Annotated in this window: 13 protein-coding genes; 4 read left to right on the forward strand and 9 right to left on the reverse strand. The window is 52.4% G+C overall.

What is annotated here, in order from left to right; genetic code table 11:
* Nucleotides 1-356 precede the first annotated feature (356 nt).
* The 6 genes from BLQ82_RS16925 to BLQ82_RS16955 form a co-directional block, all read right to left on the reverse strand.
* Entirely contained in the window at nt 357-1769 is a 1413-nt protein-coding gene (locus tag BLQ82_RS16925) for an ADP-ribosylglycohydrolase family protein (RefSeq protein WP_074648325.1), read from the reverse strand.
* A gap of 3 nt (nt 1770-1772) precedes the next feature.
* Nucleotides 1773-2729 (reverse strand): nucleoside hydrolase, encoded by a 957-nt coding sequence (locus BLQ82_RS16930; RefSeq protein WP_062521784.1) that lies wholly within the window; start codon nt 2727-2729, stop codon nt 1773-1775.
* A 260-nt stretch (nt 2730-2989) separates the two neighbouring features.
* Nucleotides 2990-3928, reverse strand: a complete 939-nt coding sequence (locus tag BLQ82_RS16940) for an ABC transporter permease (protein WP_062521787.1) — start codon at nt 3926-3928, stop codon at nt 2990-2992.
* On the reverse strand, nt 3925-4971 hold the full coding sequence (locus tag BLQ82_RS16945; protein ID WP_074648327.1) for an ABC transporter permease: 1047 nt from the start codon (nt 4969-4971) through the stop codon (nt 3925-3927). The genes BLQ82_RS16940 and BLQ82_RS16945 overlap by 4 nt, the downstream gene beginning before the upstream one ends.
* Nucleotides 4964-6526: an ABC transporter ATP-binding protein gene (locus BLQ82_RS16950; RefSeq protein ID WP_062521790.1), complete on the reverse strand. Its 1563-nt coding sequence runs from the start codon at nt 6524-6526 to the stop codon at nt 4964-4966. Before BLQ82_RS16950 ends, BLQ82_RS16945 begins: the two co-directional genes overlap by 8 nt.
* Nucleotides 6527-6629: 103 nt before the next feature.
* Complete coding sequence (locus BLQ82_RS16955) at nt 6630-7766, reverse strand: BMP family ABC transporter substrate-binding protein (RefSeq protein ID WP_062521791.1); 1137 nt, start codon at nt 7764-7766, stop codon at nt 6630-6632.
* Nucleotides 7767-8093: 327 nt separating this feature from the next.
* On the opposite strand from BLQ82_RS16955, the gene BLQ82_RS16960 reads away from it, so the two are divergent.
* From BLQ82_RS16960 to BLQ82_RS16975, 4 genes are all read left to right on the forward strand, one after another.
* Nucleotides 8094-8852: an AraC family transcriptional regulator gene (locus BLQ82_RS16960; RefSeq protein WP_062521793.1), complete on the forward strand. Its 759-nt coding sequence runs from the start codon at nt 8094-8096 to the stop codon at nt 8850-8852.
* Nucleotides 8853-9022: 170 nt separating this feature from the next.
* Nucleotides 9023-11254, forward strand: a complete 2232-nt coding sequence (locus BLQ82_RS16965) for a helix-turn-helix transcriptional regulator (RefSeq protein WP_062521795.1) — start codon at nt 9023-9025, stop codon at nt 11252-11254.
* A 198-nt stretch (nt 11255-11452) separates the two neighbouring features.
* The gene (locus BLQ82_RS16970; RefSeq protein WP_082722584.1) at nt 11453-11962 is read left to right on the forward strand and encodes a sigma-70 family RNA polymerase sigma factor; all 510 of its coding nucleotides are present in this window, start codon (nt 11453-11455) and stop codon (nt 11960-11962) included.
* A 20-nt stretch (nt 11963-11982) separates the two neighbouring features.
* A complete protein-coding gene (locus BLQ82_RS16975; RefSeq protein WP_062521797.1) occupies nt 11983-13506 on the forward strand; it encodes a DUF4179 domain-containing protein in 1524 nt (507 codons plus the stop codon).
* Between the two features lie 394 nt (nt 13507-13900).
* On the opposite strand, the gene BLQ82_RS16980 is transcribed toward BLQ82_RS16975, so the two are convergent.
* From BLQ82_RS16980 to BLQ82_RS16990, 3 genes are all read right to left on the reverse strand, one after another.
* Nucleotides 13901-15499 carry an extracellular solute-binding protein gene (locus BLQ82_RS16980; protein WP_062521799.1) on the reverse strand — a complete coding sequence of 533 codons (1599 nt, stop codon included), beginning with the start codon at nt 15497-15499 and terminating at the stop codon, nt 13901-13903.
* A gap of 129 nt (nt 15500-15628) precedes the next feature.
* Nucleotides 15629-16522 carry a carbohydrate ABC transporter permease gene (locus tag BLQ82_RS16985; protein WP_039789274.1) on the reverse strand — a complete coding sequence of 298 codons (894 nt, stop codon included), beginning with the start codon at nt 16520-16522 and terminating at the stop codon, nt 15629-15631.
* Nucleotides 16523-16558: 36 nt separating this feature from the next.
* Entirely contained in the window at nt 16559-17425 is an 867-nt protein-coding gene (locus BLQ82_RS16990) for an ABC transporter permease (protein WP_233476448.1), read from the reverse strand.
* Nucleotides 17426-17515 lie beyond the last annotated feature (90 nt).

Genomic DNA, 17515 nt, shown 5'->3' on the forward strand with positions numbered 1-17515 from the left:
GTGCCATGGATGCACTGCTCACCCGCTTCTTCGCAAGCGCCAGTTGCAAAAAAGGAGATCGAATCCGGCTGATCTCCACGTAAAAACGCTCAATTCACGTCTACTTATCCCCGGCTTTATACATACCTTATCCTCAAAAAAGGGGAAGCATAATTTCCTAAACATAACATGTACAAAACACCGCTGACCCGAGATCAGCGGTGTACTCTTTGAATCCCCGGCTTCAGCCCGCACAGCCGTTCAAAAGCAGCCTTCGGCCGGTGTCCCAACGTCCTAACAGGAAAGTCCGCAGCCGTGAATCAGGCTGCGGACTTCTCAGTTGTACTAAAGATGCTTCGTGCTGTTGTGATCTGCTTCTACTTCCGTTGATGCGAATTCCCGTTCTCAAGCTCCGCGCGAATCTTCAGGAACACCTGATAGCTCCGCTCGGCAACCTCTGAAATCGCAATCGGATGGTATCCGGGCAGATCGGCATACAGCGTGTCATTCAGCGGCGCCGTCCAGCTGTCCGGCAGCTGTGCCGCCCCCAGCTTCGCTCCCATAATGGAGCCAACGGTAGCACCATTGCAGTCCGTATCCATTCCGGCATATACCGAAGCCACTACAGCCTTCTCAAAATCATCACCGCCGTACACCAATGAGGCGGCGACAATGGCGGCATTGTTATTGGTATGCACCGGATCATAATGGCTGAACCGGTCCCACAGCCTGCTGACAAGCTCCCGTTCACTGCCTGCCTTTTGCGCGATTGCAATCCCCTGCAGCACATCACCGGCCAGTCTGCTTGTCTGCGGAATCTCGCTCAGCCCGATTTCCACAATCCGCTCATTATCCAGCCCGGCGAACGCGGCGGAGATCATCGCGGCATAGAACATCTCGCCGTAGATTCCGTTCTTCACATGGGAAAAGGAAGCATCCCGCCAGCCCAGCTCGGCGGCCAGCTCGGGGTAGCCGGCAGCCCCGTAGGCCAGCCCGTCCGCGCGGATGGCTGCGCCAATCCACTCCCGGTACGGATTGAGGTGCATCCGCACCCGCTCCTGCCGCAGCGGCCAATCCTCCGGCTTCTCGCCGTGCAGATGGGAGGTTTCCCGGGCAAAATTCATGTAGGCCTGCGTTTCGGCCGTGCATACCTGGCTGTACGTCAGATGCCCGTGCCACAGCTTGCCGATATCCCACGAATCCCAATCCAGCCCCTTCTGCTCCAGCAGCATCAGGCCCAGCAGGGTGTAGCGGATATCGTCATCGCTCTCCATGAACCGGATCGTTTCCCGGGTGCTGGCATACGACCAGTTGCTTAGACCCAGGCCGTATTCCGTCTCAGCCCGCGAATGCTCCGGAGTGTAGCCGGTAATCGGCCAGGCATCCGCCCCGCGGAACCACAGCTCAATATTTTCCCAGCCCGGACGCCCGTCCTTGCCGTATAGATAATCCCAATACTCCAGCGGCTTGCCCAGCGCACAGCCGACACTCCTGCCCAGCCAGGCTCCGTAGAAGCGGTCCCTCCACTGCCCAGGAGTCCACTCCACCTCCAGCCTGCGCGGCCCTTCGGGGCGCAGCCGCCGGATCGCCGCGAGGTCCGACGGCTCCTCATACGGGAAGTCTTCCGCCACATTAAGTGACATCAGCTCCCGGTAAACTTCCATAAGCTTGCCTTCATCACCTCCAGCGGCGGCAAGCTTCTCTGCCAGACTGCCGGTCCGGCAGCCCTCCTCCATACGCTGCAGCAGCTCCAGCCGCACCGTCTCCTGAAGCCGTTCCCAGCCCGCCATGCGTTATTGCACTCCCGCCGCAAGCTTATGCTCCCGGTCAAGCCTGTCCAGCGAATCGAACAGCAGCTTCATGAAGGCTTCGCGGTCCACTCCGAGCAGCACCTCTGTATTGGCCGGATGCTCCGGCTTCTTGCGACGGTCGGCAACCGTCATGCCCCGGGTCAGCTTGCCTTCGGTCTCCACAGTAACGTACAGATGCTCACTCTCGAACAATTCCGGATGCAGCAGCCAGGCGATGGCACACGGATCATGCAGCGCGCTGCCGACATAGCCCATTTTTTTGCCATAGATCGAATAGAAATCCAGCAGCTCGCCCACCATCACGGACACAGGTCCCCGGGATTTCAGCTCCAGAATCTCCTCTTCAAAAATAGCCGCTTTATCCGTCACATCCAGCCCGCTCATTACAATGGGAATCCCGGATTCAAAGACAATACGCGCCGCTTCGGGGTCCACATAAATATTGAACTCTGCCGTTGTAGTCACATTTCCATAGGCCAAGCCGCCGCCCATCAGCGAAATCTTCTCGATCTTTTCTTTTACTTCGGGATAAGCTGTAATTAAAAGGGCAATATTCGTAAGCGGCGCGGTCGGCACCAGAGTAATTTTCTCCTCCGATGACCGGATGATCTCCAGCATGAATTCTACCGCGCCCTGCTCCACCGGCTTGAACCTGCTGGCCGGAAGCGCAGGGCCGTCCATGCCGGATTCACCGTGCGCTTGTTCTCCGGTTACCAGCTTGCCGAGCAGCGGTGCCGCCGCTCCTTTGGCTACGGGGATGTCGGCATTGACAAAGCTGAGCACTTTGAGCGCATTGTCCGTTATTTTATCGAGAATCTGGTTGCCGCCAACCGTGGTAATCCCCCGGATCTCCAGCTGCTCCGGATGAGCCAGCGCAAGCAGAATGGCAATCGCGTCATCATGCCCCGGATCGCAGTCAATAATGATAGGTGTTGGCATCGTCGTCGCTCCCTTGTAGGTTTAACTTTAAAATAAAACGAAATTGAACCTGCTCCAATTGTGGTGGATCGTAACTGCGGGGAATGTTTGGACTTCCGGCCGCTGTTGTCTGCAGATTTCTTAATTTATACCGTTGTTTACGGTTGAAATCCGCAGACAAAGGCGGTCGCTATCGCTCCTCCAGTTCCAAACTTCCCCTCCGTTACTCACATCTGCTTGTCTTTCTATTTATTTCGTTGTATATAGGCGGCCTGCCCCAACTATTTGGTAGTAGTAGTCTTCAGCTTCTTGTTCTTCTTCCGCGTTTCGGATACGGCGTAAATGATCAGACCGATGACGGTCGCCACATAAGGAAGCGTAGCAATCAGCTCCGCCGGAATCTTCAATACCTGGAGGGCATTGGCGAGCGCGTCGGCGGCTCCGAACAGGAGAGAAGTTAACGCCGTTCCCACTGTCGTGCTCCGGCCCATCGATTCGGCGGCAATCGCAATCCAGCCCCGGCCGGCCACCATATCGCGGGTGAACAGTGACAGATAGCCCATCGACATGTAGGCTCCGCCCAAGCTGGCGAAGAACCCGCTGAGCAGGAGCGCGGTATACTGGATTTTGATCACACTGACTCCGACCGACTGGGCCGCATGCGGGTTTTCGCCTACCGAGCGGATACGCAGCCCAAGCGGCGTGCGGTTCAGCAGATAATAAACCACAAGCACAGACAGAATCGAGAGATAGGTCAAAATATGATGGCCTGACAGAATCGGGCCCAGCACCGGAATATCCTTCAGCAGCGGAATCTGCACACTCGGCAGTACCTTGCTCGCTAAGGAAGTGGATGAGCCCTTATCTCCGCTAAGCAGATACAGAATGAATACCGTACCGCCTGATGCGAACATATTAATCGCCACACCGCCAAGAATGATATGGGTCTTGAATTTCAAGGTGAAAAAAGCCAAAATCCCCGCAATAAGTGTTCCCGATAATACCGCTCCGAGCAGTCCGACCCAGGCGCTATGCGTATAGGCGCTCACAATGACACCAGTCAAAGCGGAGACGAGCATAATCCCTTCCATCCCGATGTTGATGATGCCGGCGCGGTTCGAGATCAGCGCACCCAGCGCGGCGAACAGGATCGGCGTCGTCACCCGCAGCACCGAAAAGGCAAAATCCGTCGTCAGAATGACGTTCAGCAGACTGTTCATGCTTCCTTGGCCTCCTTCAGCAGCATCCGGTTTTTCCAGAACTTGAGGAATTGCTCAGCGGAAATCAGCAGAATAATAACGGCTTGAATAATGGAGATCATCTCGGACGGCACATCGGACAGACGCGCCATCAGATCGGCGCCAATCCGGATATAGGCCAGAAAGAGCGCGGAGGCGATAACGGACAGCGGGTTGTTTTTGGCCAGCATCGCTACCAGTGCACCATCCAGGCCATACCCCGGCAGGGAGGTCCACTGGAACCGGCTGTACATCCCGAGCACTTCTACCGAGCCGCCCATACCGGCAATAAAACCGGCGATCAGGTGGACCAGAATAATCACCTTGGCCGTCTTCATTCCCGAATAGCGGGCGAATTCGCGGTTGGCCCCTGTCATCCGCAGTTCATAACCCCACTTGGTCCGGTAGAGAAACAGGTGGGCCAGCACAATCAGCACCAGCACAATAATCAGTCCGGTATGAATCCGCGTGCCAGCAAATAGCTTGCTGAGCTGCGCGGTCTTTTCAAATTTAAAAGAGACGTTGGCGAAGGCCTTGGCATCCCGCAGATGGTAGTTCAACAGGTACAGCCCCACGCCAAACAAAATATTATTGAACATCAGCGAGGTTACCAGTTCATTGGCGTTCCATTTGGCTTTGAGAATGCCGGGAATCGCCGACAGCAGCGCGCCCGCGATGGAGCCTGCGGCAATCGCCGCCAGCGGATGCAGCCATCCGCCCAGACTGAGGTGAATCGCCAGTACAGAAGCAACGACACCGGAGAAATAAAAAATCCCCTCCGCCCCCAGGTTGAACATATTGGCCCGGAACAGGAGCGAGACGGCCAGCCCCGTGAACATCAGCGGGATCGCCATCTCAATGACGTTGCCGATATGCCCCTTGGTGGATAACGGCTCCAGCAGGAAGATGCCGATGGTCTTCACCGGCTGGTCGCTGACAAGCGAGATGATCAGAAAGGCAATAATCAGCGCTATGACGATAACCGCCGCCGTCCGGATGGCCTCGAAGTATTTGACTTTAAACATGGTTTACGGCCCTCCCGGTCTGCTCTTTGTCCTGCCGGTGGATTCCCAGCATATACAGTCCCAATTCCTCCTCGCTTACCGCAGAAGGTTGATCAAAATAGGCGACAATTTGACCTTCATACATGACAAGGAGGCTGTCGCTAAGCTCCAGAATTTCATTCAAATCCGCCGATACCAGCACAATGGCGCAATGATCCGAGCGAAGCTCCAGCAGCTTCCGGTGAATGAATTGCGCAGCGCCGATGTCAACGCCCCGGGTCGGCTGCTCGGCAATGAGCAGCTGCGGATTCGTGGAGCATTCCCTGGCAACAACCACCTTCTGCATGTTGCCCCCGGACAGCATGCCGATGGGCTGCTGCGGGCCGGAGCAGCGCACCTTGAACTCTTCTACCAGCGAAGCGGCCAGAGCGGCAATCTTCGAACCATTGAGAAATGGCCCCTTATTCATATCCTTCGAACGATACCGCGTAGAAATCAGGTTGTCGGCAATGCTGGCCTCTCCAGCAGAGCCCTGGCGCATCCGGTCTTCGGGGATATAAGACACCCCCAGACCGCGGATGTCCAGGATATCCGCATCACGGATATCCGTCCCTTGTACAAGCACTGATCCGCTGGCGGATACTCCGCGAAGGCCGCCGGTCAGCGCCTCGACCAGCTGTGTCTGCCCGTTCCCCTCGACACCGGCGATGCCGACAATCTGTCCTTCGCGGACCGAGAAGCTGACCTCGGACAAAAGCGCTTTTCCCAGACTGTCTGTGACTCCCAGCCGATCCACCGCAAGCACCGGCTTACCGGGGGAAGTCTTGTCCTTCTCATATTTCAGCACCACATCCCGGCCGACCATCAGCCGTGAGATTTCCTGCTCGCTCACTTCGCTGATCTGGAAGACGCCCTCACTCCGGCCCCCGCGCATAATGGTAATCCGGTCGCAGATCGCTTTGACTTCCTTCAGCTTGTGCGAGATGAATACGATCGTGTGGCCCTGTTCCTTAAGCTGCTGCAGCTCATGGAACAGCTCCTCCGTTTCCTGCGGGGTCAGTACGGCCGTCGGCTCGTCGAGGATCAGGATTTGGGCGCCGCGCACGAGCGCCTTCAGAATCTCCACCTTCTGCTTCATGCCGACGGTCAGGTCCTCCACCTTCGCTTTGGGATTCACTGCGAGATTATATTTGCGCGCCGTCTCCTCCGTCAGACGCACTGCTTCGCTATAATCGAAGCCCACGCCTTTTCGCGGCTCCATGCCCAGCACCATATTTTCCGCCACGGTAAAAGAAGGCACCAGCATGAAATGCTGGTGAACCATGCCGATGCCGCGGTCTATCGCATCCTGCGGGGACTGGAGCTTCACTTTGTCTCCCCGGATATAGATCTCGCCGTCACTTGGCTCTTCCATCCCGAACATAATCTTCATCAGCGTGGATTTGCCGGCACCGTTCTCTCCTGCAATCGCATGGATTTCTCCTTCGCGCAAAGAAAATTCAACGTTCTTGTTCGCAACAACGCCGTTCGGATACACTTTGGTGATTCCCCGCATCTCCAGCAGAGCATTTGCCATGGGTCATCAACGCCTTTCAACTTGGGTAGTCTGCAAAAATAGGCAGCTGGAATTCTTCACTAAGGAAAAGATTCCAACTGCTTAGCCGGCTTACCGGTATGATTTAAGGTTTAACGGCATTACGGATGGCTTCAACTTCGGAGGTTTCCATGCCCATCGCGTTGTCGACCTTAATTTCCTTGCTGATCAGCTTCTGCTTCACTTCTTCCACTTTGGCCTGCAGGTCTGCCGGAAATACATTCTTGTAAATGTCATTTTCAGCGATGCCTACGCCATCTTCCACAAAGCCCAGCACATCGCGTTTGCCCATCTCCAGCGTGCCGTCCTGCAGTTTTTTCACGGCGCCGAGAATGGCCATGTCGATCTTTTTAATGGCGGAGGTGACAATCAGATTGGCTTTTGCACTATCCGTGTCCTTGAGCAGCATTGCCTGGTCGGAATCGACGCCGATCGCGTATTTGGTCTTCTCTTTCGCTGCATCAAAAATCCCAAGTCCCGTACCGCCCGCGACGTTGAAGATCACATCCACGCCCGAGTTGTACTGGATCAGCGACAATTCCTTGCCCTTCGCCGGGTTCACAAAGTCGCCCGCATACGATACGGCCACCTTCACTTCAGGATCAACATACTGCGCTCCCTGAATGTAGCCGACGAGAAAGGCGTTGATTCCGGGGATATCCATTCCGCCCACGAATCCGATCACGTTCTCCTTGTTGGCGTTTGGCATATTGGACTGTGTAGCAAGCGCCGCTACCGCACCTGCCAGAAATGAAACCTCATTGGTCGAGTAGGACATGTTATACATATTCTCCGGCGCTTCCTCGATGTCGGTGTCGTAGTTGATGAATTTTTTGTCCGGATTTGCTTCCGCTGTCGCATTGAACATTTCAGTAATTTCCGATCCGCCGGAGATCACAACATCCCAGTCTTCAGCAGCAATATCGTTAAAAGTCGGCTCCCATTTCGTCTTGTCCGCGCCCATTTCCACGACTTTCGTCTCCGCGCCAAGCTCGGTCTTCACCTTTTGCAGGCCGCTGTTGGCTGCATCAAAAAACGACTTATCCCCCAGCGTTCCCGGAATCAGCAGAACAACCTTCAGCTTGTCCCCTGCGGCTGCTTCTCCGCCCTCCGCATTCGTTCCTGTGTTGGCAGCATTTCCATTGCCGGACGAATTGTTTCCGCAAGCTGTAACCAGTACCATTACCGCCAGCAACAATAAAGCGAGCACATTCTTTTTCATTGTCTAAGTTCACACCCCTGTTTGTAATGGATTAACGCTGAACCAATAGCATAATGTCCCAATTGCACGTTTTGTTTATCGGGCAGCAGGGAGCAGCATTCATGAAAGACGGTTGAAATTCTGAAAACAAGCAAATTACTATGAAAAGCAAACATTACATGTTACATTTCGACCTTAAACCGGGTAAATTCCGAACAAGATGGCCAGTCCAGTTGTGAATCTTCGGTTTAATTGATAAGATCATAACAAATGAAAGCATAAATATTTATATATTTTCGGTCAACTTTTTGTACGATTCGGCTAAATGACGATAAACGGAGGTTCATCATGGATCGGGTCCTATATATTGTAAATGCAGAGCATGAAGCGAATACTTATATTCCGCCGCATCAGCATGAATGTTTTGAGCTGGTCTATTATATTCACGGCCATGGGACTACGAGTATTGGACCGCGCAGCTTTCACTTCCGCCCCTTCACCTTTGCCCTGATCCCGCCCAATTTCAAGCATGACGAAAATCATCAGCCCAGACCGGAGGTTCTCTTTGTTGGCTTTCACTGCGGAAATCCGATTATCAATACACTGTCCGGTGTCTACGATGACGATAAGGAACATACTGTGCTGCAGACACTGCTGCGGATGAACGAGGAGTTCAAGCGCAAGCGCGACGGGTTCGCCGAGCTGCTAAATCTGCAGATGAGCGAAATCACCGTGTATCTCCAGCGGCTGCTTGCCGCATCGGATTTTCATTCCCCGGCAGAAGATCAAATGCAGTATGTACTGAATTATATGAATGAGCATTACCGCCACAAGCTTTCGATCACATCGCTGGCTGAAATGTCCGGCTACAGCTATGACCGGTTCCGGCATCTGTTCAAGGAAAGATTTGGCCATTCCCCCCACCGTTATCTTTTACTGAAGCGCCTGGATTATGCCAAGTCCCTGCTGCTGCACACCCAAATGCACATCTCCGGGGTATCTGCGGCTGCCGGGTTCGTGAACGATGCCCAATTCTGCAATATGTTCAAAAGAGAGATCGGCCTCTCCCCGCGCACTTTCCGCATCCGGAGCAAGGTCAATGAGTAGCTTTTGTACATAAAAATTGGATTTGTTCACTCCCTTGAACTCCGTCCTGTGCACTATTCTCATTTTGCTCCACTGTTCTGTTCACGATGTGAAGCTTATACTGATACTATGAACAATAGAGAAAAGCCGTGACCGTACACACGTGTACACAGTGAATTAGGGGGATGCTTATGAGACTGAACAAGGCCGGCAATAAAAGAGCGCTGTACAGCAGAATATTGGTCAGTATGACGTTATGTGTGTCCTTAACCTTCCTTGCCTCCACCATCATCTATTACAACTATTATATTGGCGTAGAAAAGACGCAGGCTTTCCGCTCCGACCTCGGCAATCTCACGCAGACGAGCAAAGAGGTGGTCAACATGACCGATGCGGCGCAATCGCTTTCATTCCAGATCTACCGCAACAGCACCGTTTCCAAAATCGTATTCTACGACAAGCCGGATATCTATGATGTCACAGCCGCCATGTCTGAACTGGGGAATTACCTCAGCTCTATGCCTTATATTGAGTCCATCTATGTCTACAATCCCAAAAGCGCCAAGCTGTACATCGCCTCCTCCCACGGCCAGAACGGTGTCTTTGCCGAGCAGGAGCTGGTGGACAGAAATATCCTGGATATTCTGAACCACTACCGGGATTACAAGCCGTTTACGCCCATTCCACGCGTGTATTCCAATGGTGCTGCGGAGAACGATCAGGTCCGGGCTTATACCTTCCTGTGCTACGATGCGATTGGCTGGGATAGGGCCATTAATTCAGCCGTAATTGTCAACATTTCCGCTCCCTGGATTAACAAAGAAATCACCAGTCCCGTGGACTCCAAGAGCGACACTTTTATTCTTGCAGATCAGGGCAAGCTGCTGTCCGTTGGCAGTCTGGAACCACACGGCTTATCTCCGCTGGAAGCAGCTTGGGTCCAGCAGCGGATTCAGGGCCGGGAGGCCGGTTATTTTATCGGCGAATTCGGCGGGGTTAACTCGCTGATCTCTTATACGGCGCCGGATGATCTAAGCTGGCAGTACGTGCGCATCACACCCTATGATATCATCACCAAACAGACCAACAGCATCCGCAACGCTACCTTACTGATTGCTGCGCTGATTTTCGTAGGAGGCCTGGCCTTTTCCTGGCTCATGTCGCGCAGAGTGTACCTGCCGATTGACCGGATTGTCCGGGAAATGAATATTCTGGAATGTGAAAAACGCGACAGCATGTTCACCATCCGGCAAAATACGCTGCGCGATCTGATCCTCGGCCTCAAGCCGCTGCAATCGATCCAGCAGGTAGAGAAGCTGCGGCAGCTTGGCATTCATTTTACCTTTAACGATGATTACCGCCTGATTCTGCTGCGGATTGACAATTATCAGGAGTTCAGAGAATCCCGCTCCTCGTATCTGCTTGCCTATAAGTTCGCTATTATGAACATTGCTTCAGAGATTTGCGGCCAGACCTACCGTGTAGAGACCGTAGATATGAATGATGACGGCATCCTGGTGCTTCTGAATATTGTGGACCCCAAGGAATACACGGACACAGAACTGATTGAGACACTGCTCCGCCAGATTCAGCAGGCCTGCTCCGATTATTTGAAGGTCAGCCTGACTCTTGCCTACAGCCATATTGACCGCAATCCCGTGCAGCTGCACCAGCTCTACAAGCGGGTTAGAGAAGCGTCGAACCACAGACTGTTCTACGGCCATGGCTGCATCATCAGCGCCCAGTCCATCTGTGCCCTACAAGCTAACCTCTATCACTACCCTACCGAAAAAGAGAAAAAACTTACCGACGCGCTGATGAGCGGCAAAATAGACGAGGCCCGGGAGCAGTTCAGCAGCATTATCCGGGAGACGGCAGACTACCCTTTTCCATCAGTGCAGCTGGCTGTATCCAGACTCAGTGTGACCATCAAGGAGATCATCATCAATATCCAGAAACGTAACCGTTTACAAAACGATGGAACGGCTGAACTGCCCGCTTTGGATTCGGTAGAAACCGTTGATGCCCTGGAGCAGGCCTTTTTCGCTCTCTTTAGTGAAATGCATGAACAGCTGGCTGAGAAAAAAAGCTCTAAGCAGCATGACCTGGTCCGCCAGATCAATCAGAAGATCAACGATGCTTATATGGAGCCGGGTCTAAGCCTGAACCAGATTGCTGATGAACTGGATATGTCGCCGATCTACATCAGCCGCCTCTATAAGCAGCAGACACTGACCAGTATCGTGGATGTCATTCTGGAGGTGCGGATGCGCGAGGTCTGCAGCCTGCTGGAGAGCACCGCTCTGCCGGTGACCACCATCGCCGAACGCTGCGGCTTCACCAGCAGCTCCTATCTGCACCGGATGTTCAAGCGCAGCTTTGGCACAACGCCCACCGACTACCGGCGTTCCAGGCAGGCATAGTATCATCTTAAGACACCTTTAGGGTTGTCTTTGTATTATTAGGTCAGCCAGAAACTACTGGTTGGCCTATTCTTGTATGTGTTTTAAATTAGTAAAAAAATCAATCGTTTTTCGGGTCAGCTCCGTCTTACTTGTGAAAACATATTTCGAGGCGACTTCTTCCAGAGATCGACACAAACAAGGAAGAGGGGGCGGTGAATGGTGGAGAAAACAATGAACAAGGCCAATACAGCGGATTTTACGCTAACGGATGAAGAGGTATTCTTTCAGCAGCTTGCGGGCGAGCACCGTAAACTGTATGCAATCGCGTACAGCTATCTGCGTTCCGAAGCGGATGCCCTGGAAGCGGTGCAAGAAGCCTCGTGCCGGGCCTGGATAAAGCGCAAAAAGCTCAAAAACGAGCAGGCCTTCACATCGTGGCTAATCCGGATTATCATCAACTGCTGCATGGATGAGCTGCGGCGCAAAAAGCGCGTCGTTCCGGCGGAGAAGCTGGAGGAGAAGGAAGCCCAGGAGATGAGGAGCAGCGATCGTCTCGATCTGGAGCGGGCGTTGAACCGGATGAAGCCGAAATACCGGCATGTCGTGATGCTCAAGTATTACCAGGATATGACGACCGCCGAAATTGCCAAGGTACTGAATAAGCCCGAAGGCACGATCAAAACCTGGCTGCGTGAAGGACTCAAGCTGTTGCGGAACTATTTGTGAGCATATGGGAGGTGGCTGAAATGTTGGAAAAAGAAGAACGTATCCTGAAACAGGATGCCCAGGAGGTCAATCTAAATGCGGAGACGATTCGGGAAATGAAAATTTATAATGCAATGCGCAGCGGAATGGCGCAAGGAAAAACACGCAGCAAACGGCGTTTCTATTCCTATGGGGCGGGGGCCGTATTAGCCACGGCCGCAGCTATTTTTCTGGTTTTCTTCTCCATCGGCCTGCCAGCCGGAGGTACAGATGATTCCGACCTCGGCGGTTCAGTGCAGGCGGCCAGCACCAAAAGCTGGAATGATTTTGCGGCCTATCGCAAACAGCCATTAAAGAATCGACTGGTTGCCGACATACTGGAACGAAATCTGGTCAAACCGGTCCGTCAAAGCGCAACAAACAAAGGATACCGCATGGATGTGGATGGCGCCGTCACAGATGGCCGTAAAGTGTATATCCTGTTCAGCGTGCAAAACGATACGGATAAAGAAGTTGAGCCTGCGGATACGAAAATTCAATTCGGTGACTTCGAGGTTCCATATCCGCATCGAGGCGCAGCCCTGGAAATGGCATACGATAGCGACTCCCGGATTCAGCCCGGCCAAAGCAAGGATTTTATTTATTCCACCAACTATCCGACTTCCATCGCCTATTCCAAGGATGTGAAGTTCACTCTGATTCTCACCGGAACGTCCGGCCAGGCGCTCGCTTCCAGCAGCAACAAGTACCGGACCGGCCTGGAGGTATCGTTCAAGCTTGATCCGGACAGATTCAAAGACCAGGAGGAGCATACGCTGCCTGTGGATCGCACGCTTACGGTGGACGGTCAAAAGATCAAAGTGCGTCAAGTGCAATATACTCCATTGAATACCTATGTCGATCTGGAGTATGACAAGGCGAACACCAAACGGATTTTCAGCCTGCTTAATCCCGTTCTGATCGCAACAACCGGGAGTCAAACCGATAAATTGGTTTATCCGGGCAGAATCACGGCCGATAATTCCGAGGTGTACAAAGACCACTCGCAGGTAACGCTGGTGTTCAGGTATACCGAACTTAACCAGCCGGACTCCACCACGCTGAAGATTGCCGGTATCTCGGCTCTGGAGCCGGACCGCATGAAATTTGTGGTCGATCTGAACATGCAGCAAGTTATTGAAGCGCCGACAAACGATTTTGAAATTGTCACATCCAAGCAAGAACATAATGCAACAGAGGCAGAGATTCTGCTGCGGCGCAAGGTGACCAACCTGTTTTATTATACCGATTCGCAAGGGGCGGTGCAGACGGAGTACATCGGCGCAGGACTGACCGATAAATTTACCGATGCGAACAGCCAGGTGCATGAAAGAACGAATCGAGAAACAGCACTACACAATTTCGGCGGCACGACGATTTCTAGAGATGGTACGGAAATGGATGAGATGAGTTTATATTTTGACAGTCAAGCTGCAGATTACCCGCAGCCGCTTACAATATCGGTTGAACGCATTTGGAATCCAATCTTGGAGACGCAGAGTATCGAGCTGTTCTCCAAGAAATAGAAGCTTACCGCAGATATCGCAAAAGCGTGTATCCCTTAGAATAGATAATCTCCAGATACTCGGACTCGGAGACACACTCTTCCCTCCTCCCCTTTGTCCCGAAAGATGACAAAGGGGCTCTTTGTCTTGTCCTGATGAACTTAGGAATTACCATAAAGGTGTATAGTAACGGAGGGGAAGTTTGGAACTGTAGGAGCGAACGCGTCCGCCTTTATGTTTGGATTTCTACCGCAATCGCGGTATGAATGAGGAAATCCAAACATAACAGCGGCCGGAAGTCCAAACATTCCCTGGAGTTACGACCAGCACCAAGTATGACAGCTCCTATGTTCATCAGGACTTCATCCAAACAGCAAGAAGCCCCGCCAGCCAACAGGCTTTCGGGGCAACTCCTTTACTTAATACCTTTTTCAGCAGTATAAGCGTTCCACTGCTTCGTCCATTCGGCCTGAATCTTGTCCAGACCCGCCTGTTTGGCCTTCTGCATGAAGGTTTCAAGACCTTTGTCCACATCCGCTACCAGTCCCGCTTCCAGCGGAAACAGATACTGCTTCTCTACCTGCTCCAGAGCGGCTTTTTCTGCCTGATAGGAGGTGTAATCCTCAGCGAATCCCAGGAACAGGTCCGGCTTCTGAATCTTGTCCAGCTCCTCAAAAATCGCCTTTACCCCGTCAAAGCCCTTGTCGAACAACATGAATTCCGGATTTCTCCACGCCCAGCCGTTCATGCCCTCACGGGTGAAGCCATTGGATGTGCTGGTGCCGACCAGTTTGTAATAACCGTCCTCCACCGTGTAGTTCTTGCCTTCAATTCCGTATTGCGTCAACTGGTTATACCGTTTGTCCAGAACCAGCTTCTGATAGAAAGCGAGTGCCCGCTCAGGATTTTTGCTGCTCTTCGGAATCGCAAACCCATTGTGTATAGGATGTACGGGTGTTGCATAACCTGTGGTTTTGCCGAACGGATAGTAGGCCAGCTCCCAATCGGGATGTGTAGTGCTGATCTTCATCTTCATGTCATTGTAGCGCGTCGGGTTATCCCCGAACATGCTGGCTGCTTTGCCGGAAGTAATCGGGTCCTGCATCGTATCCTTAATGTTCAGCACATTCTTGGGAATAAAGCCTTTGTCTGCCCAGCGCTTCATGGTTTTCAGCTCTTCTTTTTGCTCATCGGATCCCCAGTAGGAGTACACTGTAGTTGGTGATTCATACTTCACGCCCATGCCGTACGGCAGAGCGCCAACCATTTTGTTCAGCTCGGTATAAATGTAATGAAGATTGTTGCCGACATCACTGTTCAGGGACATTGGCATCAAATCCGGCTCGTTTTTGGCAATGCCGTCCATGTAGGCTTCATAGCTGGCCAGATCCGTTGGGGCCGGAAGATTATATTTCTTGCGCAGATCCTCACGGTATACAAAACCGTTGGTCACATATTCTTTATAGGTCGCTGGTACCGTGTAGATTTTGCCGTCCACCTTCACATCTTCCCACATGGTTTCAGGAACGAACTTTTGCAGCTCCGGTGCAGCCTTGGGCAGCAGATCATCGATAGCCAGGAACGCGCCGCGTTTGGCATAGGATTGATACTGGGTCCAGTCCGCTGTAAAAATCAGATCAATCGCTTGGCCCGAAGACAGCAGCAGCTTGTATTTCTGATCCCAGTCCGTCCAGCTCGTATAATTGAACTTCACGGTAGCATTCAAATCTTCCTGAGCCATTTTATTGATTTCGTCCTGAATCACCGGCAGATCCTTGGGAGCGTCGCCAAGCATGTAGAACTGCAGCTCCACCTTCTTCGAGGTGTCGATTCCGGTGTCCGCTGCAGCTGCGGCGTTGCCGTCTGTTTTCACAGCACTATTGCTCTCGCCCTCTGGCCCCGCGCTGCCTTTGTTCCCGTTGCTGTTATTGCCGCCGCATCCCGCAAGAAGCGAAAGGGCCAGCGCAGTCGTTGTAAGCGTTACCAGAGTTTTGCTGCCTGTTTTCTTTTTCATATGAACCCTCCTAAAAGTTTTGTAAGCATAGCTCCCTGCATTCACTTCGTAACAAAACTGATCTCATCTTGTAACTCTATGTTAGCCGAATAACAGAAGCGCGGTAATGGTGCTTTCTGCCATACGGTTCTAACCTTTTACAGCCCCGATCGTCAGCCCCTTCACAAAATAGCGCTGGATGAACGGGTACAAAAACAGGATGGGTCCGGTAACAATGATAGCCATCGCCATCTTGGTCGATTCGGTAGGCAAATCGCTGCCCAGGCTTACTCCGGTACCTGCGCCCATATTGGCAATGAAAGCCGCCGAATTGATGACATTGTACAGATGGAACTGCAGCTGGTACTTATGGGGGTCATTGATGAACAGTGAAGATGAGAACCAGTCGTTCCAGTAGGCCAGAGCCAAGAACAAGCCGACCGTGGCGATGCCGGGCATCGACAGCTGGAGCACAATCCTCCAATAGATTTTGAAATCACCGGCCCCGTCGATCTTGGCGGATTCGAACAGCTCCTCAGGAACGGCGGAACGGATGAAGTTCTTCATCAGAATAATCAGGAACGGCGTCATCAGCCCCGGAAAGATCAGCGCCCCGTACGAATCGGTGAGATGCAGATATTTAGTCATCATAATGTACCAGGGCACCAGTCCCCCGCCGAACAGGGTGGTGAAGTAGATGTAGAACGAGAAGGTATTGCGGTATTTGAAATCCTTGCGGGCCAGCACATAACCGGCCATCGTCATAAAAAACAGCCCCAGTGTCGTGCCCGTCACCGTTGTGAACAGCGTAACGCCATAGGCCCGCAGCACCTCATCCGGGAAGGTGAACACCGTTTTGTACCCCTCCAGCGAGAATTGCGCCGGTATCAGATGATACCCGTCCTTAATGATCGAATCATTGGCCGTCAAGGAAGCCGAAATAATCAGCAGGAACGGAACCAGGCAGGCCAGCGAGCCGAGAATGATAACCGTATAGGCAAGCCCCTGCAGCAGCCTTGTATAATGATCGTCTTTGATATGCATGCTTTTTTTCTCCTTCCGTATCGTGTCCGGCAGCTCCTAGAACAAAGCGTAATCATCGTTTATTTTGCGGATAATGTAGTTGACCGTCATGATCAGAATGAAACCGAACAGCGATTGATACAACCCGGCTGCCGTGGCCATTCCGATGTCAAAGGTAACCTTAAGCGAGCGGAAGACATACGTATCCAGAATATCCGTGGTATTATAGAGCACCCCGTTGTTGCCAATCAGCTGGTAAAAGAGGTCAAACTGCCCCTTCATGATACTTCCCAGCGAGAAGAGCAGCAGCACAATAAAGGTTGATTTCAGCATCGGCACCGTGATATACCAGATCCGCTGGAAGATATGCGCACCGTCGATTTTAGCCGCTTCATAATATTCGTCGCTGATGCCCGTAATGGAGGCCAGGTAGATGACCATGCTGTACCCGAGATTTTTCCAGAGATAGAATACGATAATCAGGAAGATCCAGACGACCGGTTTGTTGTAGACATCTACAGGACCCGCTCCGAATTGGGCCAGCAGCGTATTTAAGAAACCGTTATCATAATTGAACACATTGTATACGATAACACTCAGAATCACGAAGGAGACGAAATACGGCAGGAACATGATCGACTGGGTCAGCTTTTTGAACCATTTGACACGCAGCTCACTGAGCAGAATCGCACAGACGATAGCCAGCACGTTCCCCAGCAGAATAAACGCCAGGTTGTAGCCGATGGTATTAAGTGTAAGCTTCACCAGTGTGCCGGACTTCCAGAGAAATTCGAAGTTCTTGAGCCCCACAAAGGGTGCATCGAACATTCCGGAATTGAAATCAAATTGGGTAAACGCGTAATACACGCCAACCATCGGGAAATACGAATTGACCAGAAAAAACAGCAATGTAGGCAGCAGCATCAGAAAAAGAACCCGGTTATGGACCAGCTCATGCAGAAAACCCTTTTTCCTCTTCTTCTCTGTCCTTGCCCCCGTCTCTGACGGCAGCTG

Source organism: Paenibacillus jilunlii (assembly GCF_900102965.1).
Taxonomy (GTDB): Bacteria; Bacillota; Bacilli; order Paenibacillales; family Paenibacillaceae; genus Paenibacillus_AQ; species Paenibacillus_AQ jilunlii.